The 23,976-nt window shown below is 69.2% G+C and carries 24 protein-coding genes, 1 tRNA gene, 1 other RNA gene and 1 pseudogene; 16 read left to right on the forward strand and 11 right to left on the reverse strand.

From position 1 onward, the window contains the following. The first annotated feature begins 114 nt into the window (after positions 1–114). The 4 genes from BN996_RS09650 (at position 115) to tatA (ending at position 2,971) form a co-directional block, all read left to right on the forward strand. The gene (locus tag BN996_RS09650; RefSeq protein ID WP_089778579.1) at positions 115–1,341 is read left to right on the forward strand and encodes a DUF4382 domain-containing protein; all 1,227 of its coding nucleotides are present in this window, start codon (positions 115–117) and stop codon (positions 1,339–1,341) included. A 177-nt stretch (positions 1,342–1,518) separates the two neighbouring features. Next, positions 1,519–1,589: transfer RNA gene (locus BN996_RS09655), tRNA-Gly, on the forward strand. 114 nt (positions 1,590–1,703) lie between these two features. Continuing rightward, positions 1,704–2,474 (forward strand): SDR family oxidoreductase, encoded by a 771-nt coding sequence (locus BN996_RS09660; protein ID WP_089778581.1) that lies wholly within the window; start codon positions 1,704–1,706, stop codon positions 2,472–2,474. 221 nt (positions 2,475–2,695) lie between these two features. Next, a complete protein-coding gene (gene tatA / locus BN996_RS09665) occupies positions 2,696–2,971 on the forward strand; it encodes a twin-arginine translocase TatA/TatE family subunit (RefSeq protein ID WP_089778583.1) in 276 nt (91 codons plus the stop codon). A 177-nt stretch (positions 2,972–3,148) separates the two neighbouring features. On the opposite strand, the gene ffs is transcribed toward tatA, so the two are convergent. Next, positions 3,149–3,460: signal recognition particle sRNA (ffs, locus tag BN996_RS09670), an RNA gene on the reverse strand. Positions 3,461–3,581: 121 nt separating this feature from the next. After that, positions 3,582–3,995, reverse strand: coding sequence for a DUF7548 family protein (locus tag BN996_RS09675; RefSeq protein WP_042665380.1), 414 nt, complete (start codon positions 3,993–3,995; stop codon positions 3,582–3,584). Between the two features lie 93 nt (positions 3,996–4,088). Between BN996_RS09675 and BN996_RS09680 the strand changes: the two genes are divergently transcribed. From BN996_RS09680 to BN996_RS09690, 3 genes are read left to right on the forward strand one after another with little or no spacing between them, the layout of a single operon-like run. Beyond that, complete coding sequence (locus BN996_RS09680; protein WP_089778585.1) at positions 4,089–5,240, forward strand: thiolase family protein; 1,152 nt, start codon at positions 4,089–4,091, stop codon at positions 5,238–5,240. Beyond that, positions 5,240–5,617 (forward strand): OB-fold domain-containing protein, encoded by a 378-nt coding sequence (locus BN996_RS09685; RefSeq protein ID WP_089778587.1) that lies wholly within the window; start codon positions 5,240–5,242, stop codon positions 5,615–5,617. The genes BN996_RS09680 and BN996_RS09685 overlap by 1 nt, the downstream gene beginning before the upstream one ends. A 40-nt stretch (positions 5,618–5,657) precedes the next feature. After that, positions 5,658–6,125: a hypothetical protein gene (locus tag BN996_RS09690; RefSeq protein WP_089778589.1), complete on the forward strand. Its 468-nt coding sequence runs from the start codon at positions 5,658–5,660 to the stop codon at positions 6,123–6,125. Positions 6,126–6,155: 30 nt separating this feature from the next. Here the strand turns inward: BN996_RS09690 and BN996_RS09695 are convergent, their stop codons facing one another. The 3 genes from BN996_RS09695 to BN996_RS09705 all read right to left on the reverse strand — a co-directional run bounded on the left by BN996_RS09695 (position 6,156) and on the right by BN996_RS09705 (position 8,953). Further along, the gene (locus tag BN996_RS09695; protein ID WP_089778591.1) at positions 6,156–6,962 is read right to left on the reverse strand and encodes a DUF7547 family protein; all 807 of its coding nucleotides are present in this window, start codon (positions 6,960–6,962) and stop codon (positions 6,156–6,158) included. 74 nt (positions 6,963–7,036) lie between these two features. Next, on the reverse strand, positions 7,037–8,125 hold the full coding sequence (locus BN996_RS09700; RefSeq protein ID WP_089778593.1) for an NADH:flavin oxidoreductase/NADH oxidase: 1,089 nt from the start codon (positions 8,123–8,125) through the stop codon (positions 7,037–7,039). Positions 8,126–8,188: 63 nt separating this feature from the next. Continuing rightward, a complete protein-coding gene (locus BN996_RS09705; RefSeq protein WP_089778595.1) occupies positions 8,189–8,953 on the reverse strand; it encodes a carbon-nitrogen hydrolase family protein in 765 nt (254 codons plus the stop codon). Positions 8,954–9,071: 118 nt separating this feature from the next. Between BN996_RS09705 and BN996_RS09710 the strand changes: the two genes are divergently transcribed. Together BN996_RS09710 and BN996_RS09715 are read left to right on the forward strand one after the other, a co-directional pair. Beyond that, entirely contained in the window at positions 9,072–10,331 is a 1,260-nt protein-coding gene (locus tag BN996_RS09710; protein WP_089778597.1) for a HEAT repeat domain-containing protein, read from the forward strand. A 126-nt stretch (positions 10,332–10,457) separates the two neighbouring features. Beyond that, positions 10,458–12,143, forward strand: a complete 1,686-nt coding sequence (locus BN996_RS09715) for a phospholipase D-like domain-containing protein (protein WP_089778599.1) — start codon at positions 10,458–10,460, stop codon at positions 12,141–12,143. A 30-nt stretch (positions 12,144–12,173) separates the two neighbouring features. Here the strand turns inward: BN996_RS09715 and BN996_RS09720 are convergent, their stop codons facing one another. Both BN996_RS09720 and BN996_RS09725 read right to left on the reverse strand, forming a co-directional pair. Then, on the reverse strand, positions 12,174–14,075 hold the full coding sequence (locus BN996_RS09720) for an exonuclease RecJ3 (RefSeq protein ID WP_089778601.1): 1,902 nt from the start codon (positions 14,073–14,075) through the stop codon (positions 12,174–12,176). Between the two features lie 105 nt (positions 14,076–14,180). Then, positions 14,181–15,035, reverse strand: a complete 855-nt coding sequence (locus BN996_RS09725) for a fructosamine kinase family protein (RefSeq protein WP_089778603.1) — start codon at positions 15,033–15,035, stop codon at positions 14,181–14,183. A gap of 102 nt (positions 15,036–15,137) precedes the next feature. Between BN996_RS09725 and BN996_RS09730 the strand changes: the two genes are divergently transcribed. Both BN996_RS09730 and BN996_RS09735 read left to right on the forward strand, forming a co-directional pair. Next, on the forward strand, positions 15,138–15,623 hold the full coding sequence (locus tag BN996_RS09730; RefSeq protein WP_089778605.1) for a Mov34/MPN/PAD-1 family protein: 486 nt from the start codon (positions 15,138–15,140) through the stop codon (positions 15,621–15,623). After that, positions 15,620–16,048: an FAD synthase family protein gene (locus BN996_RS09735; RefSeq protein WP_089778607.1), complete on the forward strand. Its 429-nt coding sequence runs from the start codon at positions 15,620–15,622 to the stop codon at positions 16,046–16,048. Before BN996_RS09730 ends, BN996_RS09735 begins: the two co-directional genes overlap by 4 nt. Positions 16,049–16,348: 300 nt before the next feature. Here the strand turns inward: BN996_RS09735 and coxB are convergent. Continuing rightward, positions 16,349–17,104: pseudogene (coxB, locus tag BN996_RS09740) on the reverse strand (cytochrome c oxidase subunit II); the annotation flags it as partial. A gap of 162 nt (positions 17,105–17,266) precedes the next feature. Here coxB and BN996_RS09745 point away from each other — a divergent pair. The 4 genes from BN996_RS09745 (at position 17,267) to BN996_RS09760 (ending at position 20,081) form a co-directional block, all read left to right on the forward strand. Further along, entirely contained in the window at positions 17,267–18,673 is a 1,407-nt protein-coding gene (locus tag BN996_RS09745; protein WP_089779904.1) for a heme o synthase, read from the forward strand. Positions 18,674–18,700: 27 nt separating this feature from the next. After that, on the forward strand, positions 18,701–19,357 hold the full coding sequence (locus BN996_RS09750; RefSeq protein ID WP_089778609.1) for a DUF7546 family protein: 657 nt from the start codon (positions 18,701–18,703) through the stop codon (positions 19,355–19,357). Between the two features lie 73 nt (positions 19,358–19,430). After that, entirely contained in the window at positions 19,431–19,664 is a 234-nt protein-coding gene (locus BN996_RS09755; RefSeq protein ID WP_089778611.1) for an Rdx family protein, read from the forward strand. 12 nt (positions 19,665–19,676) lie between these two features. Further along, positions 19,677–20,081 carry a metal-dependent hydrolase gene (locus BN996_RS09760; RefSeq protein ID WP_042666490.1) on the forward strand — a complete coding sequence of 135 codons (405 nt, stop codon included), beginning with the start codon at positions 19,677–19,679 and terminating at the stop codon, positions 20,079–20,081. Between the two features lie 51 nt (positions 20,082–20,132). Here the strand turns inward: BN996_RS09760 and BN996_RS09765 are convergent, their stop codons facing one another. Both BN996_RS09765 and BN996_RS09770 read right to left on the reverse strand, forming a co-directional pair. Then, the gene (locus tag BN996_RS09765) at positions 20,133–21,155 is read right to left on the reverse strand and encodes an aldo/keto reductase (protein WP_089778613.1); all 1,023 of its coding nucleotides are present in this window, start codon (positions 21,153–21,155) and stop codon (positions 20,133–20,135) included. Between the two features lie 52 nt (positions 21,156–21,207). Next, a complete protein-coding gene (locus tag BN996_RS09770) occupies positions 21,208–21,429 on the reverse strand; it encodes a hypothetical protein (RefSeq protein WP_089778615.1) in 222 nt (73 codons plus the stop codon). A gap of 79 nt (positions 21,430–21,508) precedes the next feature. Between BN996_RS09770 and BN996_RS09775 the strand changes: the two genes are divergently transcribed. Then, on the forward strand, positions 21,509–22,507 hold the full coding sequence (locus BN996_RS09775; protein ID WP_089778617.1) for a Gfo/Idh/MocA family protein: 999 nt from the start codon (positions 21,509–21,511) through the stop codon (positions 22,505–22,507). A 33-nt stretch (positions 22,508–22,540) separates the two neighbouring features. Here BN996_RS09775 and BN996_RS09780 read toward each other — a convergent pair whose 3' ends face one another. Further along, a complete protein-coding gene (locus BN996_RS09780) occupies positions 22,541–23,932 on the reverse strand; it encodes a PQQ-dependent sugar dehydrogenase (RefSeq protein ID WP_089778619.1) in 1,392 nt (463 codons plus the stop codon). Between the last annotated feature and the right edge of the window lie 44 nt (positions 23,933–23,976).

The following is a 23,976-nucleotide window of genomic DNA, read 5'->3' on the forward strand; positions in this document are numbered from 1 at the left end:
TTCGGCGAAAATCGGTGAAAACCGAGGTCTACGAACACCCTTCTAAAGTTCCCGCGGCCAGTACGGTCTCCCACGATGAAACGTACTGGACTTGCGACTGTCCTGCTCGCGCTCATGGTCGTACTGGCCGGCTGTGCGGGCGGGGCCGGCACGACGACCGAGACGCAGACTGACGGGAGCGCCGACGCGACGACGACCGCGTCGTCCGACGGCGGCGACGCGGCCCGGACCGGGACCGTGAACTTCTACGTGAGCGACGAGCAGAACGCCATCGCGGACTTCGAACGTCTCAACGTCACCATCGAGCGCGTGACGCTCGTCCGCGCGGACGGTGACGCGGAGGCCGAGAGCGAAACCGAAGCCGAAGCCGACGCCGACGCGGAAAACGAGACCGACACCGAGACTGAGACCGACGCCGACGCGGAGGCGAACGCGAGCGTCGAGGTGGAAATCGAAGCCGACGCGACGGCGAACGCGACGAACACGTCCGCCTCGACCAACGGGTCGGTCGACGCCGACGCCGACGCCGACGCTGATGCCGACGCCGATGCAGACATCGAATCGGCCGACGCGAACGACACCGACGCGGCCGAAGGCGAGTCGAGCGTCACCTACGAGGTCGACAACGCGACCGTCGACCTGACCGAACTGCAGGGCGAGAACGCGAGTCTCGTGGGCGAATACGACGTACCGGAAGGCAACTACACGAAGGTCTTTGTGCACGTGAGCGACGTGAACGGGACGCTGAAGACCGGCGAACAGGTCAACGTGAAGCTCCCCAGTAACAAGCTTCAGCTCAACACGGACTTCGAGGTCGGCAACGGCGAGTCCGTGGACTTCGTCTTCGACATCACCGCGTTCGAGGCGGGGGGCAGCGGGAAGTACATCCTCAAGCCCGTCGTGAGCGAGTCGGGGACGGACGTCCCGATTACGAAGGTCGGCGCGGAGGAGACGGCCGAGGCGGAGGCAGAGGCTGACGCGAACGCCGAGGTCGAAGCGGCCGAAAACGAGACTGACGACGCAGAGCGCGCCGAAACCGACGCCGAGGGCAACCTCAGCGTGAGCTTCGACGGGGACGTCTCCGCCGGTGAGAACGCGACGGTCGTCGTCACGCGGAACGGGACGCCCGTGGAGAACGCGACGGTGACGATAAACGGCGAGACCGCCGGCACGACCGACGCCGACGGCGAGTTAGGCGTCGCCATCCCCGACGAGCGGGACGTGACGGTCGTCGTCGTCGACGGGGAGGCGGAAGCCGAGACGGAGTTCGGGTTCGAAGTGGTCGGGAGCGCCCCCGACAACCCCGCCGAGGGCGGCGAATCGACCTCCCTCGCCGCCTGACCGAAAAGGTAACATCCTTATTGGGGCGTCGAGAATGAAGGGATAGACGCGACGTTCGCGCGCACCGGTGTCTCGGCCGAGCGAAGCGAGGCCGAGGCTCGGTGCGAGCGAGTGAAGCGAGCGAGCACCGGTGTTGAGACGGACGGAGTCCGTCGATGCACGGTGCGAATGAAATGAGCACCGGTGGTCTAATGGTAAGACATTGGCCTTCCAAGCCAATTATCTGGGTTCGATTCCCAGCCGGTGCATCTTCTCCGGACCGCTACTCGCCGCGGAGAGCGCTCAGCGACTCTCGGCCTCGTCGGAATCGGCGGCTATCCTTAACTATTATTCCGTCGATATTCGTGTGAGGTGTATTACAGATGAGTCTGCTCGACGGCCACGTTGCGGTCGTCACCGGCGGTAGCTCGGGAATCGGACGGGGAATCGCGCTGGCCTACGCCGAGGAGGGCGCGGACGTGGTGGTCTGCGACATCCGCGAAGACCCGAAGGAGGGCGGCGCGCCCACCCACGAGAAAATCGAGGCCGACACCGACTCGTCGTCGACGTACGTCGAACTCGACGTGACCGACCCGGCCGCGTTCGAGGCGGCGATGGACGCCGCCGAGGCGTTCGGCGGCGTGGACGTGATGGTGAACAACGCCGGCATCTGGCGGCCCGAGGAGTTCCTCGACGTCACGGAAGACGAGTTCCAAGGGATGATGGACATCAACCTGAAGGGCGTGTACTTCGGGGCGCAGGCGGCCGCAAGGCGGATGGTCGAATCGGGCGGCGGGAGCATTATCAACGTCTCCAGCGTCAACGGCATCTTCGGCAACGGCAACTACCCGTCGTACAGCGCGTCGAAGGGGGCCGTCCGGACGCTCTCGTACTCGCTCGCCCACGGCCTCGGCGGGGACGGCGTACGGGTGAACGCGATTCACCCCGGCGCTATCAAGACCAAAATCGGCCCGGAAGGGGCCGCGGAGACCAGCGAGGAACAGATGGCGCAGTTGACCGCGATGATTCCGCTCGGTCGGCAGGGCGAACCGGACGACGTGGCCGGCGTCGCGGTGTTCCTCGCCAGCGACCTCTCGAAGTACGTCACCGGCGAGTCCATCGTCGTCGACGGCGGCTGGACCAGTTGGCGGTAACCCGGGATGAACCAGTTGGCGATGACGCGAGAGTAACGCGGGGCGGCGCGAGGTGAGAGGTGAGACCGGGCCGACGCGGGTCCGATGCGTCGGCCGCGGCGCTCGTACCGTACTGTGGTGCGTGACCGCCGAGATATCGCAGAAACACGCGGACTGCGGCGAGTTCGGGTCTCAATCCCGGACCGTCTCTCTTATCTTCCTCCCGAACGTAACCGAACGTAATGCTGGATTCCATTCCGCTGTTCCCCGGACTGCCGGGCGGCCCAGAACTGCTCATCGTCCTGCTCATCATCGTCCTCCTGTTCGGCGCGAACAAACTCCCCCAACTGGCCCGGTCGTCGGGGCAGGCGATGGGCGAGTTCCGCCGCGGCCGCGAGGAAATCGAAGAGGAACTGAAGAAGGGCGCAGAGGGCGAGAGCGACGACGATGACGACGAAGCCGAGGCCGAGGCAGACGAGGCCGACGCGACCGAGACGGAACCCGAGAACAAACAGTAAGCGTCTCTCCGGGGAAACAGACCCCTTGTGCGGTATCTCAGGTTCGCCGAGTGCCGACAGTCGGCGCTCGGCAGTCGTGCGGGGCGGAGAACGACCGGCACGCGAGTCCCGAGGCGCGGCGTATGACTCCCGACCGAGAGACCGGCCGGTCGGCGAGTAACTGAATGAGGTATGAATGGGTGGACAGCGAGGTTGCCCGGCGTTCCGACGTGGGGAATCCCGGTTGCCTCCTCCACCCCGCGATCCCTCGAGCGACGCACGTCCGATGGTCCGCTGCTCGCTTCCGCGCCTGGCGGGGTACCACCGATGAACCGCGCGAACCCTTCCCTGCGGAAGGGGTACGCGGAACCGCTGTCCCCGAAGGACGAGGTTTCTACGTTGGCTTCCGGGGCCCGCGCCGGTCTGACCGGACGCGCCCGTGTTCGGTCCCCGCTGAAGACCTATTTCGCGGGTGGAGAGCAGGGCCTAACTGCCCGACCTAGTCCACTCCCTCATTGTCCACCGACTGTTAAGGGCCTTTCGACTCGGAGGCGGGAAAATCGGGGGACACCGTCGGGGTGGTTCGACGCGACGCGCCCGCGAGAAGTCGGCGTTCGTTCCGTGGGTCGGTTTACAACACGCCGCGTGCGTACCACGCGCCGCCGACGAAGGTGACGAACGCGGCGGCCACGACGGACCAACGGTGGTAGGTGAGCCACGAGTACTGCTGGTCGAAGCTAAACAGGAGCGTCGGGTCGATGGAGAACGACCACAGCGCGGCGACGCCGAGCATCGAAAGCGAGAGCACGAAGGCGAGTCCGGCGGCCGTCGCCGGGTCGGTCCGTCCCTGTCTGCCCGAGAGGAAGACGATGGTTTCGAGCAGTGCGAGCATCCCGACGAACGAGATGCCGACCGGGCCCGCGGCGTAGTAGGCGGCCACCTGTCCGTCCCCGGCCTCGACGGTGACGGCGGGAATCGCGATGGCGAGTGCGAGCAGCAGCGCGCCGACGATTCCGACCGTCGGCGCGAGGCGTTCGGCGTCCATGGCCGGTCGTTCGGGCGACCGACTGATAAACGGTTTGAGACGTGCCGGCGAGGGATTGCCCGGTTTTAAATCGCGCTGCGACGACGTGCGCGTATGGACCGCGTAGCGATTATCGGTGCATCGATGACCCAGTTCGGGCAGCGGGACGCGTGGATTCGCGAACTGCTCGCGGAGGCGGGGCAGGCCGCGCTCGCGGACGCCGACGTCTCGCCCGACGAAATCGAGCACCTCTACGTCTCGAACATGGCGAGCGGCGAGTTCGAGGGCCAGACGGGCGTGCCGAACGCCCTCGCCCACGACCTCGCGGCGATGCCCGCCTACACCGCCCGAATCGACCAGACCTCCTCGTCCGGCGGCGCGGGCGTCTACGCCGCGTGGCAGTCGGTCGCCTCCGGCGCGTCCGACATGACGATGCTCGTCGGCGGCGAGAAGATGACCCACCGCTCGACGGCCGAGGCGACCGACGTCATCGCCTCGCTGACCCACCCGGTGGAGTACAAACACGGCGTGACGCTCCCCTCCTTCGCGGGGCTGACCGCCCGCCTCTACCTCGACACCTACGACGCCCCGCGGGAGTCGCTCGGAAAGGTCGCCGTTAAGAACCACAAAAACGGCGTCGACAACCCACACGCCCAGTTCCGCAAGGAGGTCGACCTCGACACCGTCCTCGACTCGCCGGTCGTCGCCGACCCGCTTCGCCTCTACGACTTCTGTCCCATCACCGACGGCTCGGCGGCGCTGGTCTTCTGTCCCGAGTCGGTCGCCCGCGAGTACACCGACGACTACGCCGTCATCTCCGGTATCGGCGGCGCGACCGACACCCACGTCGTCCACGAGCGCGCCGACCCGACGACGATGGGCGGCGTCGTCAACTCCTCGGAGATCGCCTACGAGATGGCCGACCTCGAACCCGACGACGTCGACGTGGCCGAACTCCACGACATGTTCACCATCCTCGAATTCCTCCAGTCGGAGGACCTCGGCTTCTTCGAGAAGGGCGAGGGCTGGAAGGCCGTCGACGAGGGCGTCACCGACCGCGACGGCGACCTCCCAATCAACACGTCCGGCGGCCTGAAATCGAAGGGCCATCCCCTCGGGGCCTCGGGCGTCGCGCAGGTGTACGAGATTTACAAACAGCTCATCGGTGACGCAGGCAAGCGGCAGGTCGACGCCGACGTGGGCCTCGCGTGCAACGTCGGCGGCTTCGGCAACTGCGTGACCACGACCATCATGGAGTCCCGATAATGTCCGACGACGAACCCGCGATGGAGGCGTACCGCTACCCCGACGGGAGCATCACCTACCCCGGCCACCCGGTCGGTCCCGGCGGCGAGGAGCCGGTCGGCACGGTCGACCTCAGCGACTACACGGCGACGGTGCTGACGTGGACGAAATCGACGGCGACGCCGCCGGGCGTCCGCCAGCCCAACACGCTCGCCATCGTCGAGTTCGACGTGGAGGGCGAGCCCGTCCGCGCCGTCGGGCAGGTCACCGGCGAGGACGAAGTCGACATCGGCGACGAGGTGCGACCGGTCTACTGCGAGGAACTCCGCGAACCCGGCGCGGGCATCCGCGAACCCGCGAGTCAGGAGTGGGACGGCTACCGCTTCGAACCGCTCTGAGCGGGCGAGTGTTGATATAACTACACCTTCTATCTCGGGTATGAACCGCACTAGCGGCGTCTCCTTCGCGCGCGACGCGGCGGTCGCCACGGCGGTACTGGCCGGGCTGTACGCTCTCGGCTACGGCGTCCAGTTCCAACCGTTCCAACTCCCGACGTACCTGCTCATCGTCGGCTTCGACGCCCTCGAAGTCGCGTTCGGGTCCGCGGGTGCGGGCTACGACGTGCTGTTCGCCGCCTATCTCGTCGGCCTCGGCGTCGTCGGTGCCGCGATTGCGCGGACCGTCCGCCAGACATCGAGGGCGACCCACCTCGCGTGGTGGCGACTCGGGGCGGCGTCAGCGCTGGCGCTCGTGGGCGTCATCTCCCTTCTGTTCGCGCTGTCGGTCCTCGTCAACGGCGTGCAGTTCACGCCCGTCCTCGTGGCCGGCGGCGCGGGCGTCGCGCTCCTCGCGCTTTCGGCGTGGGTCGGCGACGTGGTCCGCGTGGCCGTGCGACCGACGCGCTGAGTCGAACGCAGAACTCGGGGGGTGCCGCGCTTAGCGGTCGCTCGGTTCGTCGCCCGCGTCCGTGCCGGTCTCGTCGTCTTCGTCGTCGCCTTTCACTTCGCGCTTAATCGACTCCAGTTCGGCGTCGACGTCGACGGTCGGCTCGTCGCTCCCGCCGTCGTCGCCGTCCGGGTCGGCCTCCTCGGTCACGTCGATTCGGACCGGCCCCGTGCCGACCGGTTCGGGGTCGCGGGAGGGCGTTTCGTCGCGGGAGCGCCGGCTCTCGTCGCGCCGTTGCCACTCGGATTCGAACGTGCGCTCGTCCTCGCGCCAGCGGCGCTCGCGGGAGGTCCGCTCGCGTTCGGCCTCGGTGATTCGCGCGTCGAGTTCGTCGGCCAGCGAGCGGGCGCGGTCCATCACGTCCCGAGCCTCGGGGTTCGAGGGCAAGTCGGCCTCCGAGAGCGCGTTTCTGAGTTCGTCGAGGGCGCGGTCGACGCCGGAGACGGCGCTCTTCGGGACGTTTCGCATCCGGGACTCCGTCTCGCCTCGGGCGTCTTCCATCGCGCGGCCGGGGTCGGAAAGCCGCATGAGGCGGCGGAGCAGTTCGAGAGAGGCGATAGTCGCTTCGAGGACGGCGATGACCGTCGGGATGGTGTACGACTCGGTGAACCGCAGGACCTCGCCGAACGTCGGCGGACGCGGGGGCCGAAACCGGTCGTCACCGGTGACGCGTCGGTCGCGGCCGCGGCCCCGATTGCGGTCGCGCTCCTCGCGGAGTTCCGCGCCGAGTTCGTCGAGCGTGTCCCCGAGTTCGTCGAGTAAGTCGAGGATGTCGTCGTCGCGTCGTCGGTCGCTCATGGGCCACGGTTGGGCCGCCGCGGGGATAAGCGTTCGAGGGGCGAAGCGTGGAGGGCGTTTCGAGAGTCGCTCGCTTACCGCCGCGGGACGGCGCGCTGGTACTGCGGCGGCCACTCCGCGTCTGCGTCGAGTTCGTCTGCGGCGTGGAGCCCGAAGTACGGGTCGTAGAGATGCTCGCGGCCGACGATGGCGAGGTCGGCCCGGCCGTTTCGAACGACCTCGTCCGCGTGGCGCGCGGTTCGGATGCCGCCGACCGCGCCGACCATCGCGTCGGTCTCCTCGCGGACGACCTCCGCGAAGGGAATCTGATAGCCGGGGCCGGTGTTCGGAATCCGCTGGTCGGGGTGGATGCCGCCGGAACTCACGTCGACGAGGTCGACGCCGAGGTCGTCGAGGTCGGCCGCGAGGCGGGCCGACTGCTCGACGTCCCACGACTCGCGGTCGTCCAGCCAGTCGGTCGCCGAGATGCGGACGAAGACGGGCTTGTCGTCGGGCCAGACCTCGCGGACCGCTTCCGTGACCTCGCGGACGAGTCGCGTCCGGTTCTCGAACGAGCCGCCGTACTCGTCGTCGCGGCGGTTCGTGACCGGCGAGAGGAACTCGTGGAGGAGGTAGCCGTGGGCCGCGTGAATCTCGGCGATTTCGAAGCCGGCGTCGAGGGCGCGCTCGGCCGCCGCGCGGAAGTCGTCGACGACGCCCGCGATACCGTCGGTCGATAGCTTTCGGGTCGGCGGGGCCTCGCCCTCGTAGGGCCACGGCAGGTCGCTGGGTGCGACGGTGGTCCACCCGCCGTCTTCGGGCGCGACCGGCTCGCTTCCCTCCCACGGCCGCGTCTTGCTCGCCTTCCGGCCCGCGTGGGCGAGTTGGATGGCCGGCGTGCTCCCCATCGACGAGACGAACGAGGTTATCTGCCGGAGCTTCTCGACGTGGTCGTCCGACCAGATTCCGAGGTCGTTCGGCGTGATGCGCCCCTCGGGGGAGACGGCCGTCGCCTCGGACATCACGATGCCCGCGCCGCCGACGGCGCGGCTGCCGAGGTGGACGAGATGCCAGTCGTCGGCGAAGCCGTCGGTCGAGGAGTACTGGCACATCGGCGAGACCATGATTCGGTTTCGGACCTCCGTCTCGCGGAGCGTAAGCGGCGTAAAGAGCGTGTCCGTCATCGCCCTCGATTGGGCGGGGTCGGAAAAACCCCCCTCGGTTCCGGTGATGCAGTCCGGTTTCGGCTACTCGACCGAGCCGACGAACGCGCGCTGTTCGGCGAGCAGGTCGCGGTCGAGCGTCCAGACGAGGTCGCGCTCGCCGCGGTTCAGCGCCGCCGCGACGACGCCGTCGGGCCGAACGACGAGCGAGCGACCCGCGTACTCCGTGCCCGCGGTCCCCGAAATCGACCCGCTTCCCGTCCGGTTCGCGCCGACGAGCCACCGGACCCCGTCGAGGGCGCGGGCGCGACAGAGCAGTCGCCAGTTCGTCGAGTGGGCGGCGGGCCACGCGCCGACGACGAACAGGGCGTCGACTCGCTCGTCGGTCAGCGCGGCGCTGTCGCCGACGAAGTTCAGGTCGTAGCAGGTGAGGAGTCCCGTCCGGCCGGCGGGCGTGTCCGCGACGACGAGTTCGTCGCCCGGCGTGACGACCGCGGACTCGCCGCCCCAGAGGTGTCGCTTGCGGTAGACGGTCGCCGAGCCGTCGGGCCGGACGTAGGCGGCCGCGTTGTAGAGCGTCTCGCCGTCGCGTTCGAGGTAGCCCGCGAGCAGGTCGAACTCGTTTTCCGCGGCGACGGAGGCGAGGAAGTCGGTCGCGCGCTCCCGCGAGATTGCACCGCTGAAGGCGCGGTTGTCGGCGACGAAGCCCGTGAGCGCGTACTCGGAGAACAGCGCGATGTCGACCGACTCGGGGAGGTCAGCGGCGCGGGCGCGCACGTCTGCCTCGTTTCGCGCCGGGTCGAGGTCGAACGCGGCGCGCTGCGGGACGGCGATGGTTGGACCGGTCACGCTCGGAGGGACGGACGGGCCGCGAAAAAGTGACCCGGATGGAATCGACGGTCGGTCCCGGTCCGAGACGCGAAGCGAAGGGAAACGCTCTTTTCACAGTCGAACGGACTTCCGGCATATGAGTGACGGGGACGACGACACGACAGAACTCTCGCCCGAGAGCTTCGACGAGCGCCTGACCGAGGCCGAGGAGGCTCTGGAGGCGGCCGAGACCGAAGCCGACCTCGACGAGGTCGAGGCCACGCTCGACGACATCGAGGCCGACGTGGAGGCCGCGGACCTGCCCGAACCGGACGACGAAGACGAAGAGGACCCCGCCGAGGAAATCGAATCGCGCCTGTCCGACCTGCGCGACGACCTCGAATCCCAGCGCGGTCCCTACGCCGAAGACGCCGTCGAGACGCTCGACGAAGCCAAGTCCACGATTACGGACACCCGGTGGACCGAGCAGGGCGAAGGCGAAATCGTCGCCGCGGTCGAGACGTTCGCCGACGAGTTCAACGGCGTGCTCGACGCGAGCGTCTCGGTCGACGGCGACGGCGAGGAGGCGCTCACCGCCGCCGTCGACGACGCCATCTCGGCTATCGAAGCGGCCGACCTCGACGCCGACGAGGACGCAGAGACCATCGCGGACCTCATCGAGGTCGCCGACGGCCTCGCGGACGGCCTCGACGACGCTCAGGAGTGGGACGACCTCGAAACGCGCGAGCAACTTCAGGTCCAGGGCTTCTACGACGTGCTCGGCCACTACAAGGACTACCCGCCGGAGCTGTCGGCGCTGAAGGAACACGAGAAGCGCGGCAACGTCGAGATGATTGCCCTCGCCTTCGAGAGCTTCCAGTCCGACTTCATGCAGGAGTACTGCATCGAGGCGTTCACGCGGATGAACGACGACCGCGCCTACGAGACCATCGAGGGGCAGGCCAAGCGCCGCGACAAGGGCGTCATCAAGGCCATCGGCAAGATGGCCGCCGAGGAGGGCGTCGAGATGCTCGTCGACTACGTCGACACCGACAGCGACCCCGCGCTCCAGAAGGTCGTGTTCAAGGCGCTCGGCGAAATCGGCTCCGAGGAGGCGACCCAGCCCATCGCGAACAAGCTCGTCACCGAGAACGACAACGTCCGCTCGGCCGCCGCGCGCGCGCTCGGCCTCATCGGCGACACCCGTGCCGTCGAACCGCTCTCGGACGTCGTCGCCGACGACGACGTCGACTCCGTCCGCGCCAGCGCCGCGTGGGCGCTCCGGCAGATCGGCACCGAGGACGCGCTCGAAGCGGCCGCCGGCTACGCAGACGACCGCTCGTTCCTCGTCCAGCGCGAGGCCGAGCTCGCCACCGAGTTCCTCGGCGACGACGTCGAGGCCGAAGCGACCGTCTGAGGCCGCACGACCGACGCGGCACCCCGGCGGTTCTGCGGTCTCCCTTAGTTCTATTTCTCCCGCAGTCACCCGCGCTGAGTCCCCGGTCGCGAACGTTTTTGTAGGCGAACGCGACCATCGCGGGGTGTGTCTCGCCGGCCACTCACCGCCGCGTTCGCCGCCTCGCTCGTCGTCCTGCTCGCGGCCGCGGCCGTCGTCCCCGCGCCGATAGCGGCCGCGCCGGGGTCGGAGAACGCGACCGAATCGGCCACCGCCACCACCGCCGCCACCGCCGCCACCGCCGACCTATCGGCATCGGGCGACCCGCGAATCGTCTCCGCGCTCCCCGACCCGGCGACGCCCGACGACCGCGGCGAGTTCGTCGCCGTCGCCGCGCCCGCGGGAACCGGACTCGCGCTGTCCGACGGCGAAGACACCGTCTCGTTCGTCGCGCCCGGCGGGGCGGTCGCCGTCGCCACCGACCCCGACGCGGCGGCGAACCTGACCGGCCGCCCCGTCGTCGCGCCCGGTCTCGACCTCGCGAACGGCGGCGAGACGGTCACGCTCCGGGTCGTCAGTGGCGACGGCAACGAGGGCGGAAACGGCGTCGTCGCCGACCGCCTCAGCTACGACCGGAGCCGCGAGGGCGCGCTCCTCGAACGACGAGACGGCGGGTGGTCGTGGTGGCCGCGGGCGCTTCCCCGACGGAGCGTCACGACCCACGGCCCCGCGAACGCGACGCTGTTCGTGCTCCCCGACTCGCCGGACCGGCCGATTTCGACGCTCAAGTCAGCCGACGAGCGGGTTCTGCTCGCCGGCTACGTCGTCTCCTCCGCGCGCATCGCGGACGAACTCGTCGCCGCCCGAGAGCGCGGCGTTGCCGTCTCGGTACTGGTCGAAGACAGTCCGGTCGGCGGCTTTCCACGGCGGTCGGCGCGCATCCTCGACCGCCTCGTCGACGCCGGCGTCTCGGTCCGCGTCGTCGGCGACCCCCACTCGTTTCACCACCCGAAGTACGCCGTCGTCGACGACGCGGCGCTCGTGATGACCGAAAACTGGAAGCCCGCGGGGACGGGGGGGCGAAAGAGCCGCGGTTGGGGGGTCGTCGCGCGCTCGCCGGCCGTCGCGTCCGACCTCGCGGCCACGTTCGAAGACGACGCGAGTCTCCCCGAGACCGCCCCGTGGGAGACGTACCGCGTCGGCCGGTCGTTCGTCCGCACCGAATCGGCGAACGGTTCGTATCCCTCGCGCATCGCGCCCGAGTCGGTCCGGGTCGACCGCGTCGCCGTCATCCGCGCGCCCGACAACGCCGAGTCCGCGGTCGTCTCTCGACTCGACGCCGCCGAGAGCCGAATCGACGTGCTACAGCCGACCGTCGAGGCCGACGGCCCGTTCGTCCGCGCACTCAAGCGCGCCGCCGGCCGCGGCGTCCGCGTCCGACTCCTCCTCGGGAGCGCGTGGTACGACGAGGAGGAAAACCGCGCACTCGCCGACCGGCTGAACGAGTGGGCCGACGAGACTGGAAATCCGCTCTCGGTTCGGCTCTCGCGACCCGGCGGGCGGTACGGCGCGATTCACGCGAAGGGCGTCGTCGCCGACGACACCGCGCTCGTCGGCAGTCTCAACTGGAACCGGCACTCGGCCCGCGAGAACCGCGAAGTCGTGCTCGCGCTGTCTGACCCGGCCGCCGCGGCGTACTTCCGCGAGGCGTTCGCGGCGGACTGGCGGGCCAGCGGCCGCGGGGCCGAGTCGAACCCGGGACTCGTCGCCGCGGCCGCCCTCGCGGTCGTCGTCGGACTCGCGGCGCTCAGGCGACTGGAGTTCGAAAAATGAGCGGCCGCAGTCCGTGCGTCGAACGCCGGCTTACGCCGTCGTCGACAGCTCTTCGTCGATGTCGGCTTCGGCCATCTTCTCGACGAGGCTGTCGATGACCTCCCCGCGCATGCCGCTGACGAACTTGATGGAGCCGACGACGAGGTGGCCGCCGCCGGAGACGCCGCCGCCGACGACCTCCTCGTTCAGTTCGGCGACCATCCGCGGGATGTCGAGGCGGACGCCGTCGGAGCGGAGGACGGCGAAGTCGGGACCGTAGCCGATGGTGATGACCGGCTCGCCCGTCTCCTGGACCTTGCGGTCGTGGAGCTTGCCCGTGGTCTTGCCCGGCGCGGGGTAGGTAAAGCGGTGGGCCCACTTGTCGAGGTCGATGCGGTAGAGGTTGGCCCCGCTGTCGAGGCGCTCGTGTTCGAGGTGCGGCTCGGCCGCTTCGAGCTGGCGCTCGACGTCGCGCTCGGCGCGCGTCGAGAGGAACTCGACGAGTTCGCGGTGTCGCTCCTCGTCGTCGCAGCCGACGTTGAGCACGTCGTTGACGATGGACGCGCCGTCGTTGTAGCGAAGCCAGTGGGCGGCGTAGTCGAGCGCCTCGCCCACGTCGAGGAGCTGTTCGCGGTCGTAGCCCTCGTCTTCGGCGAGCGCGATGTAGTTGTCCATGACCTCCGCCTTCGAGCGGTCAGACAGCCCGGCGACGGCGGGGACGTGACGCAGTTCGTCGGTCACGTCGGGGTGGATCATCCGCGCGAGCTCGACGCACATCATGCCGGTCGTGATGCGGTAGTCCTCGTCGTGGAGGTACGGGTTGACGTGCGCGTCGAGGAGGTGGTTGACCGCCTCGGGGTCGGGGTGGTGGTGGTCGACGACCGCGATGGGCACGTCGTAGTGCGCGAGGTTCTCGTAGGCGGGCACGTCCTCCTCGGTCGACCCGTTGTCGAGCATGAGCAGGAAGGGGAGCCGCTGGCCGTGGCGGGCGCGCCCTTCGAGCGCGAAGTTCAGGTCGCGGGTCACGTCCTCCATCTCGTAGAACGGGGCCTTGCTCGGCAGGCGCTTGAACAGGTGTCGCGGCGCGTCGGGGTCGTCGTGGACCTCGGTGATGAGCCGTTCGAGGGCCAGTTGGACCGGGACGGACGCGCACATGCCGTCGCCGTCGGCGTGGTGGCGGACGCGAATCGGGCGGCCTTCGAGGACCGTCCGGCGCAGCAGGCGCGCCACGTCTTCGAGGTCGTCGCGGAGCTTCTCGAACGCCGCCCACTCCACGAGCGGCTCGACCGGCTCCGGCTCGGCGCGCTCGTCGAGCGCGGCGTCGATGCGCTGGCGGGCGTCGGCCGCGGTCTCGTCGTCGAGGACGGTGAGGCCGTCGACTTCGAGCTGACGGGTGCCCTCGTGGTCTTCGACGGTGCCGGCCATGCGGACCACGTCGTCGAGGTCGACTTCGGGGAACGCGCGGACGCCGGCCTCCTCGAAGGCGGCGGCGGCGACGATGCCGGAGTCGTCGGCGATGCGGAAGACGGTCGGTCCGCCGGTCTGCTTGATCTGCGTGACGACGCCCTCGACGGTGACCGACTCGCCGACCGAGAGACTGGAGATGGGCGTGATGGTCGGCTCGTGGTCGACGGTCAGGGTTCGGTAGTCGTCCGGCGTGTCCTCGGCGAACGCGATGTCGCCGTTCTCGCGGACGGATTCGAGGCGGACGACCAGTCGGTCGCCGACCTCGTAGTCGGCCGAGAGGTTGGACTCGTGGATGAGTCCGGAGACGGAGTCGGAGATGTCAACGAAGATGCCGTACTCGACGACGCCGTTGACGACGGCGTGGTAGTAGGCGTCGGTCTCGACGTCGTCGGTGGTACAGTTCGGTGCGAGATCGTAGACGATAGGTCGCGCGTCCGAATTCGGACGCGAGTCGTCGCCGGAATCCCCGGCGTGCTCGTCGCTCATAGTCCCGCTAGGTCAGGGGGTAGTGTTAAGCTTTACAAAAGCATCTCGCGTGCGCGGCCGGTTCGCACGACCCGTGGTGACCCGAAACCTTGGGGGCTCGGGGCGTCAGTAGCCCAGTTCGTCCAGCGCGGCTTCGACCGGCGGGACGTAGTCGGCCCCGAAGACGCGGACGTGTTCGAGGAGCGGGAACAGCGCGTAGACGGGCGACCGCGCCCCGAAGAAGCCGTCGGCGATGGGTCGGCGCTCGTCGTAGGCGTCGAAGAAGGCGTCGCCCGCGGCGTCGAACCAGTCGATGTAGGCCAGTTCGACCTCGGGGTGGCCGTAGTAACACGCCGGGTCGAGGAAGGCGACGACGCGGTCGTCGCGGACGCGGAGGTTCGCGCCCCACACGTCGCCGTGGACGAGTCGCGGGGCCGCCGGCTCGACGAGGAGGCTGTCGAGGTCGGCCGCGACCGACTCGATTCGCTCGGCGGTCGCGGCCGGTAAGCCGGCGTCGCGCGCCGCGTCGGCCCACGGCAGGAGGCGCTGGTCGCGGAAGAACGCGACCCACGAGTCGGTCCACGGGTTCGGCTGTCGGTACGGTCCCGAGAGCGTGTCGTAGGGGAAGCCGAACGCCGGCGCGGTCGTCTCGTGGAGCGCGGCGAGGCGGGCGGCGAGGTCGCGCTCGGCGGCGGGGGTCAGGTCGGACGTGCCTTCGACGTAGTCGAGGACGAGCAGGTCGGCGTCGGCGTGGTGGACCGCGGGGACCGGAAGGCCGGCCGCGGCGAGCGAGTCGAGCATCGCCGCCTCCACGTCGAGCGGCGTGTCGCCCACCTTGGCGACGACGGGGTCGCGCCCGTCGAAATCGAGGCGGTAGACGCGGCCGACGTGCCCGCCGTCGAGTTCGGTCGTCGCGGTCGGCGGCGCGTCGGCGGCGAGCGCGTCCGTCACGCGGGCGACGAGGTCGGAATCGAGCGTCACACCCGAGTTCGGGCGACCGCCGACCTCAGTATGACGGTTCCGTTCCGGCGACCGACTCGGCGTTCCGGAACCCTTAGATGGAGCGCCCGCGGACGGTTCGGTATGCGACTCTTCCGGTCGCGGGAGGTCGTCGGCATCGCCGCCGACGCCCTCGACGTCGCGCTCGAAGCCTCTGCGGAGACGCATCCGAACGAGTACATGGGCCTCCTCCGCGGCGAGGAGGCCCGCCGGGTCGGCGTCGACCGCGACGGCTACGTCGTGACGGACGTGCTCATCATCCCGGGGACCGTGTCGGACCCCGTCAGCGCGACCGTCAGGAACGACCTCGTGCCGAACGACTTCCGCGCCGTCGGGTCGATTCACTCGCACCCCAACGGCGTCCTCCGCCCGAGCGACGCCGACCTCGACACCTTCGGAAGCGGCCGGGTCCACATCATCATCGGCAAGCCCTACGGCCCCGACGACTGGGAGGCGTTCGACCAGTCCGGCGAGGTCCGCGACCTCGACGTGCTCGACGTCGACCTCCCCGACCCCGAATCGTTCTTCGACTTCACGCAGGACGACATCGACGCGGAGTTGGACCGATGAGGCGGGTCATCGCGCAGGGAACCTTCGACATCCTCCACCCGGGCCACGTCCACTACCTCTCGGACGCCGCGTCGCTCCGCGACGAACTCCACGTCATCATCGCCCGCGGCGAGAACGTGACGCACAAGCCGAAGCCGATTCTCGACGACCGCCAGCGCCGCGACATGGTCGCCGCGCTCGACGTGGTCGACGAGGCGCATCTCGGCCACCCGGAGGACATCTTCGTCCCCATCGAGAACATCGACCCCGACGTCATCGTCCTCGGCTACGACCAACACCACGACGAGGAGGGAATCAAAGCCGCTCTCGACGCCCGCGGCATCGACTGCGAGGTCACGCGCGCGACGCCGCGAGAGCAACGTCACGACGACGAACTGCTCTCGACGGGTCGCATCATCGACCGCATCGTCGAGCGGCGCTGCTGAGCGCTCGCCCCGGAAGACGACTCGGACCGCCGACTGGTTTGATTTTCCGACGGCCGACCGCGACGAGCGCGAGCGTCGTCACTCGGCGGCGAGCGTCGAAAGAGAAGGGATGCGTTACTGCGTGGAATTCGTCGCGGTGGAATTCGTTGCAGTGGAGTTCGTCGTGGTGGAGTTCGTTGCAGTGGAATTCGTCGCGGTGGAATTCGTCGCGGTGGAATTCGTTGCAGTGGAGTTCGTCGTGGTGGAGTTCGCCGCGGTGGAATTCGTCGCAGTGGAGTTCGCCGCGGTGGAGTTCGTCGCGGTAGAATTCGTCGCGGTCGAGTTCGAGGACGAAGACGACGACTCGCTGTTGGCCGACTGCTGTTCGTCGAGCCAGTTCTGGTACTCTTCCTGCGAGACGACTTCGACGGTGAAGTACATCTGGGAGTGAGCGACGCCGCAGTACTCAGTACAGTAGCCCTGGTAGGTGCCTTCCTCGTAGGCGACGGTCTTGATGGTGTTCGTCGAACCCGGCATCGCGTCCTGCTTGAGCGCGAGTTCGGGGACGTGGAATCCATGTATCACGTCCGCTGAGGTGACCTGGAAGTAGACGGGGCGGTCCGCGGGGATGACGATCTCGTTGCCCGACGAGAAGTTACCTTCCTCGGGGTAGTACATGTTCCAGCCCCACTGGTAGGCCTCCGCCGTGACGACGACCGGGTCGTCGTCCATGGCGATATCGTTGCCCTGGTGCGTGACGTTCTCGTCGGCCAGCACGCCGTAGGAGGCGACGCCGACGAAAAGCAGGATAATCGCTGTCGCGATGGTCCACGTGATTTCGAGCCGGCGGTTCTCCTTGGTCGGCAGTGCGCGCTCGCTGTTGCGGAACTTGATGACGGTGTAGAGGAGGATGACCTCCACCAGCACGGTGATCGGGATAGCGACGTACAGCAGCTCCCCGTTCAGCTGGTTGATGAGTTCCGACGTGGCAGACGCCTGCGCGGCGGCGGGGGTGGCAACGAGCGCCATCACGGCCGTCGCGAGCAGGGACGCGAGCGCGAAACGCGTCTTTCTCATGCTGAGCGAGAGTTAGGAACAACCGCATAAATGCGTACCGACTCTCGGCCCGCCGTTTATCAACCCCTCCCCGCCATATCGCGGGGAGCGGCGCTCGAACGCGGGGCCGAAAAGCGCGGGTCCTAAATACGGGACGGTCCAACACGTCCGTAGGTGAACTTCGTGGCCACGACGCGCGATTCGAACACGTTCCACGGCCTGCTCGCCGCGACCGCGATGGGCGTCTATCTCCTGCTCATCGTCGGCGCGACGACCGCGCTCACGGACGCGACCGCCGCGTGCAGCGCGTGGCCCGCGTGCGGCGACGGCCTTTCGCTCCCCGCGACGCTCGACGGCTGGGTCGCCCTCGGCCACCGCGTCGCGGCCGTGCTCGTCGGCCTCCTCACGGCCGCCACGCTCGTCTCGGCGTGGCGGACTGACACGTCTCGCCGGGTGAGAGCGACCGTCACCGCGTCGGCGGTGCTCTATCCCGCACAGGCCGGTCTCGGCGCGGTCGTCGCCACCGTCGGCGTCGGAGCCGTGCTGTCGACGCTCCACTTGGTCCTCGGAATGGTCATCTTCGGCGGCCTCGTCGTCGCGCTCGCGTGGACGCTCGAAGCGGCCACCGGCGACCCCGACGACGCGCCGGTCGGCACCCCGTCGATGAGCCCCCCGGCCGACGACGGCGAACGACCGCCCGTCCCGACCGAGCCGGTCGCCCGCGCGAAAGCGACGGTCAACGCGTACTTCCGGCTCATGAAGCCGCGGCTGATGTGGCTCCTCTGTCTCGTCGCGTCGGCGGCGATGGCGCTCGCCGGCACCGTCTCGCCCGGCCTCACCCCAGAGGTCATCGCGGCGACCCTCGGCGGCGGCGTCCTCTCTATCGGCGCGTCCGGCACGTTCAATCACGTCCTCGAACGCGACGTGGACCGCCGGATGCAACGGACGAGCGACCGGCCGCTCGCGGTCGACCTCGTCCCCGTCCGAAACGCAATCGCGTTCGGCCTGCTCCTGACGGTCGCGTCGGTGGCGCTGTTCGCGTCCGTCAACTGGCTCGCGGCCGTTCTCGGCGTCGTCGCCATCGCCTTCTACAGCGTGGTCTACACGCTCATCCTGAAGCCCAACACGGTCCAGAACACCGTCATCGGCGGCGCGGCCGGCGCGCTCCCGGCGCTCATCGGCTGGGTCGCCGTCACCGGCGACGTCGGCCTCGGCGGTGTCGTCCTCGCCGTGGTCATCTTCCTGTGGACGCCCGCGCACTTCTACAACCTCGCGCTGGCCTACAAGGACGACTACGCCCGCGGCGGCTTCCCGATGATGCCCGTCGTCCGCGGCGAGACCGAGACGCGAAAGCACATCCTCTGGTGGCTCGGCGCGACGCTCGTCGCCGCCGCCGGCCTCGCGGTCATGGACGCCCTCGGGGTCGTCTACCTCGTGACGAGCATCCTCTTCGGCGGGGCGTTCCTCTACTTCGTCGTGCGCCTGCACTACGAGCGCGACGACACCGCCGCGTTCCGGGCGTTCCACGCCTCGAACGCCTATCTCGGGATGCTGCTCCTCGCCATCGTCGTCGACACGCTCGCCATCTGAGAACCGACTGCGACACCACCCAAACACATGGCAACCGCATCCGCACTCCCCCGCCCCTCGCGGGCCAGTCTGCTCCGCGCCGCCTTCGCCGTGAACACGACGCTGATTCTGGCGTTCGTCTACCTACTTTTCACCGACGCGAGCGTCGGCGCGCCGCGCTACGCCGTTTACGGCGTCGCGTGGGTCATCGTCGGCCTCTGGGTCATGTTCGACACCGACGTCGCGCCCGCCTCGCCCGCGACGAAGCGCAAGGCGGCCGCCGTCGCGGTCGGCTACTTCGCGCTCCTCGCGGTCGCCGGCGGGCTCGTCACCTCGCCCGTGCCGGGGGGCACGAGCGGCGTCCGCGTCGCCTTCCTCCCGCCGGGGTGGGGGCCGGCGCTCGTCTACGGCGGCGACCTGTTCAACCTCGTCCTCATGCCGGCGCGCGTGGTCGGCTACGCGGCGCTCGCGTTCCTCGTCTACGACACGGTCGTCGAGGCGGCGGGCGCGGCCGTCTCCGGCGTCGTCGGCCTCTTTTCCTGCGTCTCGTGTTCGTGGCCCGTCCTCGCGTCGGTCGCCACGACCGTCTTCGGCGGCGGAACCGCGGTCGCGGCGACCGTGACGACGCTCTCGTACGACCTCTCGACGCTGGTGTTCCTCGTCACCGTCGTCCTGCTCCGGTGGCGGCCCGGCTTCGGGAAGTAATCACGGTTTGCTCCCGCGGGCGCGTTCACCACCCTCCCTCTCGCTTTTACCCGCTCGGCGTGAACGTCCGACCATGACCGAGGTCGAAATCGAGTACTGCGTCCCCTGCGGCTTCCTCGACCGCGCCGAACAGCTCCAGCACGCGCTCCTCGAACAGTTCGGCGAGCGACTCGACCGCGTGGCGCTCGTCACGGGCGACCACGGCGTCCTCACCGTCACCGTCGACGGCGAGCGCGTCTGGGACAAGTCGGAAGACGAGTTCGACCCGGACCTCGTGCTCCGGCGGGTCCGCCCGCACGTCGACTGACCGAGGCGAGCCGTGAAGTCACTCGAACACGCCGTCGTCGGCGCGGTCGCTGGGACAGTCGCCGCGCTCGCGCTAGAGCCACCGGGGAGTCTGCCGCTTCTCGTCGCCGGCGCGGTCCTCGTGAGCGTCTTCGTCGACCTCGACCACTTCGTCATCGCCCGCGTCCAGCGCGGCGACTGGGCGAACCTGCGGCTCGCGGTGACGAATCCGCGGGTCGGCCTCCTCGACCAAGAGCGAGTGTTCGAGGAGTTCGACACCGAGTTCGACCGCAAGCGACTCCTGAGCCACCACCTCGTCGGCGGCGTCGCGGTCGGCGCGCTCGCGCTCTCGGGACTCGGGTCGCTCGCGGCGTTCCTCGCGGTCGTGCTCTACGTCCACGTCGTCTGCGACTTCCTGCGAGACCTCGGCATCGCGTGAAAAAGGCCGGAATCGTCCGGGTCGGCGGTTGCGCGCGTTTCTGACGGCCGTTCAGTGGCCCCAGCGCTTGCCGTCTTCGTCGTACCGGGCGTTCGTGATGCGCTCCCACTGGTCGGTCGAGATGTCCACGTCGGCCGCGCCGACGTTCTCGTCGAGTTGGTCGGTCGTCCGCGCGCCGACGATGGGGACGACCGTCGCCTCGGGGTAGTCCATCAGCCAGCGGAGCGCGACCTGCGCGGGGCTGGCGTCGACCTCGTCGGCGACGGCGCGAATCTCGTCGAGCACCTTCCAGCCGCGCTCGGAGACGTAGAACCGGTCGAAGCGCTCGTCGAACGACCCGCGCGCGCCGTCGGGCGCGACGTACTCGGTGGGGTCGTCGGGGTCGGCGCGCTCGTACTTGCCCGTGAGGAAGCCGCCCGCGAGCGGCGAGTACGGACAAATCGCGATGTCCTGGTCGCCGCAGACGTCGAGGTAGTCCTTCACGTCCTCGTAGTAGCCCGCGTGGAACAGCGGCTGGGTCACGTCGAAGCGGGCGTAGTCGTTGACGTCGGACTTCCACAGCGCCTTCGTGAGTTGCCACGACGCCATCGTGGACGCGCCGAGGTAGTTGACCTTCCCCTCCTCGACGAGGCCGTTGAGCGCCTGCAGCGTCTCCTCGATGGGCGTCTCCTCGTCCCAGCGGTGGATGTAGTAGAGGTCGAGATAGTCGGTGTCGAGGCGGTCGAGCGTGCCCTCGATCTGGTTGCGGATGTGGGTCCGCGAGAGCCCGCGCCCGTTGGGGTTGTCCTCGTCGAACGGGAAGTACACCTTCGAGGCGAGCACGTAGTCCTCGCGGTCGCGCTCGGCCAGCCAGTTGCCGATGTACTCCTCCGAGGTCCCGTTCGGATTCCCGTAGACGTTGGCGGTGTCGATGAAGTTCCCGCCGCGCGCTTCGAACGCGTCGAGGAGTTCGTGGGCCTCCTCCTCGTCGGTCTCCAGGACGCCGCTGCTCTTCCGACCGAATCGCCACGTACCGAAGCACAGTTCCGAGACGCGGGTGCCGGTCGACCCGAGTCGTCGATAGTCGAGACTCATGGTCGAAGCCACGACGGCCGGCGACTAAAGGGTGCGAGTAGCGGCGAGGGATTCAGCTTTGTTCGTCGGCGTCGGGCGATTCGGCGGGGGCCGTGTCCGCCTCGAACAGGTCGCGCGCGACCGGCCCGCCGCCGAGCGCGAGCGCGAGGAGGAGCACCGCGAACCCAACAGTGACGAACCCCTGCGACGGATTCTCGGCGAGCGACGTGGCGTGGAGCGCCGCACCAACTAACGCGAGTACGACGGCGAACCGCTGGAGGACTGCGTCGTCCATGGCCGACTCACGCCTGCATCCCGGTAATTCCTTGCGACTCGCCCGCACGCTTTTGCGGCTTCCGCGCGACTGATACGGCATGTTCAGAGTCGCAGGTATCGGCCTCGGAAGCCTCGGCGCGCTGGAGTGCCGCCTCCTCAACGAACTTGAGGGGGTCCGCGTCATCGCCGGCGTCGACCCCGCCGACGAGGTGCGCGAGCGGTTCGCAGACGAGTTCGACGTTCCGACCTACGAGACGACCGAGGAACTGCTGGACGCCGAGTTCCTCGACGCGGTGACCATCGCCTCGCCGCACACGAAGCACTTCGACCAGGCGCTCGCGGCGCTCAACGCCGACCTCCACGTCCACCTCGAAAAGCCGATGGTGACGGACCTCGGTGGCGCGCGGGCGCTCATCGACCGCGCCGAGGAGCGCGGGCTCACCCTCGCGGTCGGCTACCAGCGCCACTTCGACCCGCGGTTTCACGAACTGCGGCGCGTCGTCGACAGCGGCCGCATCGGCGACCCGCACATGGTGGTCTGCCACCTCGAACAGGAGTGGATTCGCTGGACGAAAGACGAGTGGCGCGGCGACCCCGCGCTTTCGGGCGGCGGCCAACTGTACGACTCGGGGTCGCACCTCCTCGACGCGATGCTCTGGGTGACGCGCTCGAAGCCGGTGACGGTCGCCGCGGCGGTCGACCACCGCGGTCACGACGTGGACGTGAACTCGGCGCTCGCGGTCGTCCTCGACCGCGACGGCGACCGCCTCACCGCGAGCGTCGGCGTCTCCGGCGACGGACAGAGCGTCCCGGACCCCGGCGAGTCGCTCCGGGTCATCGGCACCGAGGGGATGGTCGCCTTCGACGGCGAGACCATCGAAGTGACGGAGGGCGGGACGACCTACACGGCCACGCCGTCGACCCCCGACTTCGAGGACCTAACCCGGAAGAAGCTCCGGAACTTCGTGGACGCCGCCCGCGACGAGGCCGACCTCGCCATCCCGGCCGAGGACGCCCTCCGAGTGACCGCGCTGACCGAGGCGGCCTACGAGTCGGCGACGACGGGCAGGCGGGTCAACGTCGACGGCGACGCCTGACGCCCCGGTTCCGAGTGAAGCGCGGGGCGACGCTCACACCGGGGTCAGCCGGTTCAGCGCGCCCGACGAGCCGGTCACAACCCCCCGGTCGCTGGTGCAGACGTACAGTTCACCGTCGGGGGCGCGGCCGAACGCGAGGACGTTCGTCCCGCCGTCGTCGCGGTCAGCCACGGGGATCTCCGCGATGTCCCACGGCCGCGACTCGCTCGGGCGGGCGGCGAACAGCCGACCGCCGGACTGCCAGTCGGCGAAGACGTACGCGCCCGACAGCGCCGGAATCGCCTCGCCGCGGTAGACGTGGCCGCCGATGACGGCCACCCCGGACGGCCCGTCCCCGCTGTGGGGGTACTCCAGCACGGGGTCGATGAGCGGCGCGCCGTCGGGCGTCTCGGTCGGGCAGTCGCCCGCGCGGAAGCAGTGTGCGCCCTCGCGGACGTTCCAGCCGTAGTTGCCGCCGCGCTCCAAGAGGTTCACCTCCTCCCACGCGCCCTGCCCCACGTCGGCGACGTAGCAGTCCTCGCCGTCGAACGAGAGCCGCCACGGATTTCTGAGCCCCCACGCGTACTGCTCGTCGCGGCCGTCGGAGCCGACGAGCGGGTTGTCCTCCGGAACCCCGTAGGGCCGGTCGTCGTCGCCCGAGACGCCGCCGGTCGAGTCCACGTCGATGCGGAGGACGCTCCCGAGGAGGTTCTCGGTCACGTCCTGCCCGTTGCCGCCCGAAACGGCGTCGTACCAGTCGTCGACGTGGCCGCGGCCCTCGTCGTTCGCGCCGCCCCCGTCGCCCGTGGCGACGTAGAGATAGCCGTCCGGGCCGAACGCGACGGCTCCGGCGTTGTGGTTCGACTGGGGTTCGGGGAGTTCGAGCAGCGTCCGCTCGGAGTCGGCCGAGACCGTCGTCGCCCCGGGGTCGACCGTCAGTTCGCTCAGGACGAACGTGTGGCTGTAGTTCGAGGGCGTCCCCGACCGTTTCGGAGCGCTGTACCGGAGGTAGAGCCGCCCGTTGTCGGCGAACTCGGAGTGGAAGGCGACGCCGAGGAAGCCGCGCTCGTCGTAGCCGCCGACGTCGACGACACGGTCGGTGATGTCGAGATAGGGTTCGTTTCGCAGTCCCGCGTCGTCGTGGAGCCACATCCGACCGGGCTGGTCGACGACGAACCGTCGGCTCCCGCCGAACGCCTCGGGGATGGCCACGTCGACCGGCGAGGCGAATCCGGTCGCCACCGTCTCGTAGGCGACTTCGAGGCCCGCGAGCGAGCCGTCGCCCCCGGTGTCCGCGGTCACAGTCGAGCCGTCGGTCTCGTCGGTCGTCGCGTCGCCAGTCGTTCCGCCGGCGTCGTCGTCGGTCGGGGTGCTCGCACAACCCGCGAGGCCGCCGAGGAGGGCCGCGCCGGTCGCGGCGAGAAAGTCGCGTCGGGAACCGTTCATGTCAACCAAGTGCGGCGCAAGCGGAGTAAGGCTTGCTACGGTTG

Source organism: Haloferax massiliensis (assembly GCF_001368915.1).
In the GTDB taxonomy this organism is placed as follows: domain Archaea; phylum Halobacteriota; class Halobacteria; order Halobacteriales; family Haloferacaceae; genus Haloferax; species Haloferax massiliensis.

What these genes read in the sequence shown, in the direction of transcription:
- BN996_RS09765 (WP_089778613.1), bottom strand. Translation starts at nt 21,155, where the DNA reads ATGAGTCTCGACTATCGACGACTCGGGTCGACCGGCACCCGCGTCTCG.
- BN996_RS09695 (WP_089778591.1), bottom strand. Translation starts at nt 6,962, where the DNA reads ATGAGCGACCGACGACGCGACGACGACATCCTCGACTTACTCGACGAA.
- BN996_RS09770 (WP_089778615.1), bottom strand. Translation starts at nt 21,429, where the DNA reads ATGGACGACGCAGTCCTCCAGCGGTTCGCCGTCGTACTCGCGTTAGTT.
- BN996_RS09710 (WP_089778597.1), top strand. Translation starts at nt 9,072, where the DNA reads ATGAGTGACGGGGACGACGACACGACAGAACTCTCGCCCGAGAGCTTC.
- BN996_RS09700 (WP_089778593.1), bottom strand. Translation starts at nt 8,125, where the DNA reads ATGACGGACACGCTCTTTACGCCGCTTACGCTCCGCGAGACGGAGGTC.
- tatA (WP_089778583.1), top strand. Translation starts at nt 2,696, where the DNA reads ATGCTGGATTCCATTCCGCTGTTCCCCGGACTGCCGGGCGGCCCAGAA.
- BN996_RS09735 (WP_089778607.1), top strand. Translation starts at nt 15,620, where the DNA reads ATGAGGCGGGTCATCGCGCAGGGAACCTTCGACATCCTCCACCCGGGC.
- BN996_RS09775 (WP_089778617.1), top strand. Translation starts at nt 21,509, where the DNA reads ATGTTCAGAGTCGCAGGTATCGGCCTCGGAAGCCTCGGCGCGCTGGAG.
- BN996_RS09675 (WP_042665380.1), bottom strand. Translation starts at nt 3,995, where the DNA reads ATGGACGCCGAACGCCTCGCGCCGACGGTCGGAATCGTCGGCGCGCTG.
- BN996_RS09730 (WP_089778605.1), top strand. Translation starts at nt 15,138, where the DNA reads ATGCGACTCTTCCGGTCGCGGGAGGTCGTCGGCATCGCCGCCGACGCC.
- BN996_RS09680 (WP_089778585.1), top strand. Translation starts at nt 4,089, where the DNA reads ATGGACCGCGTAGCGATTATCGGTGCATCGATGACCCAGTTCGGGCAG.
- BN996_RS09650 (WP_089778579.1), top strand. Translation starts at nt 115, where the DNA reads ATGGTCGTACTGGCCGGCTGTGCGGGCGGGGCCGGCACGACGACCGAG.
- BN996_RS09685 (WP_089778587.1), top strand. Translation starts at nt 5,240, where the DNA reads ATGTCCGACGACGAACCCGCGATGGAGGCGTACCGCTACCCCGACGGG.
- BN996_RS09720 (WP_089778601.1), bottom strand. Translation starts at nt 14,075, where the DNA reads ATGAGCGACGAGCACGCCGGGGATTCCGGCGACGACTCGCGTCCGAAT.
- BN996_RS09750 (WP_089778609.1), top strand. Translation starts at nt 18,701, where the DNA reads ATGGCAACCGCATCCGCACTCCCCCGCCCCTCGCGGGCCAGTCTGCTC.
- BN996_RS09690 (WP_089778589.1), top strand. Translation starts at nt 5,658, where the DNA reads ATGAACCGCACTAGCGGCGTCTCCTTCGCGCGCGACGCGGCGGTCGCC.
- BN996_RS09755 (WP_089778611.1), top strand. Translation starts at nt 19,431, where the DNA reads ATGACCGAGGTCGAAATCGAGTACTGCGTCCCCTGCGGCTTCCTCGAC.
- BN996_RS09660 (WP_089778581.1), top strand. Translation starts at nt 1,704, where the DNA reads ATGAGTCTGCTCGACGGCCACGTTGCGGTCGTCACCGGCGGTAGCTCG.
- BN996_RS09780 (WP_089778619.1), bottom strand. Translation starts at nt 23,932, where the DNA reads ATGAACGGTTCCCGACGCGACTTTCTCGCCGCGACCGGCGCGGCCCTC.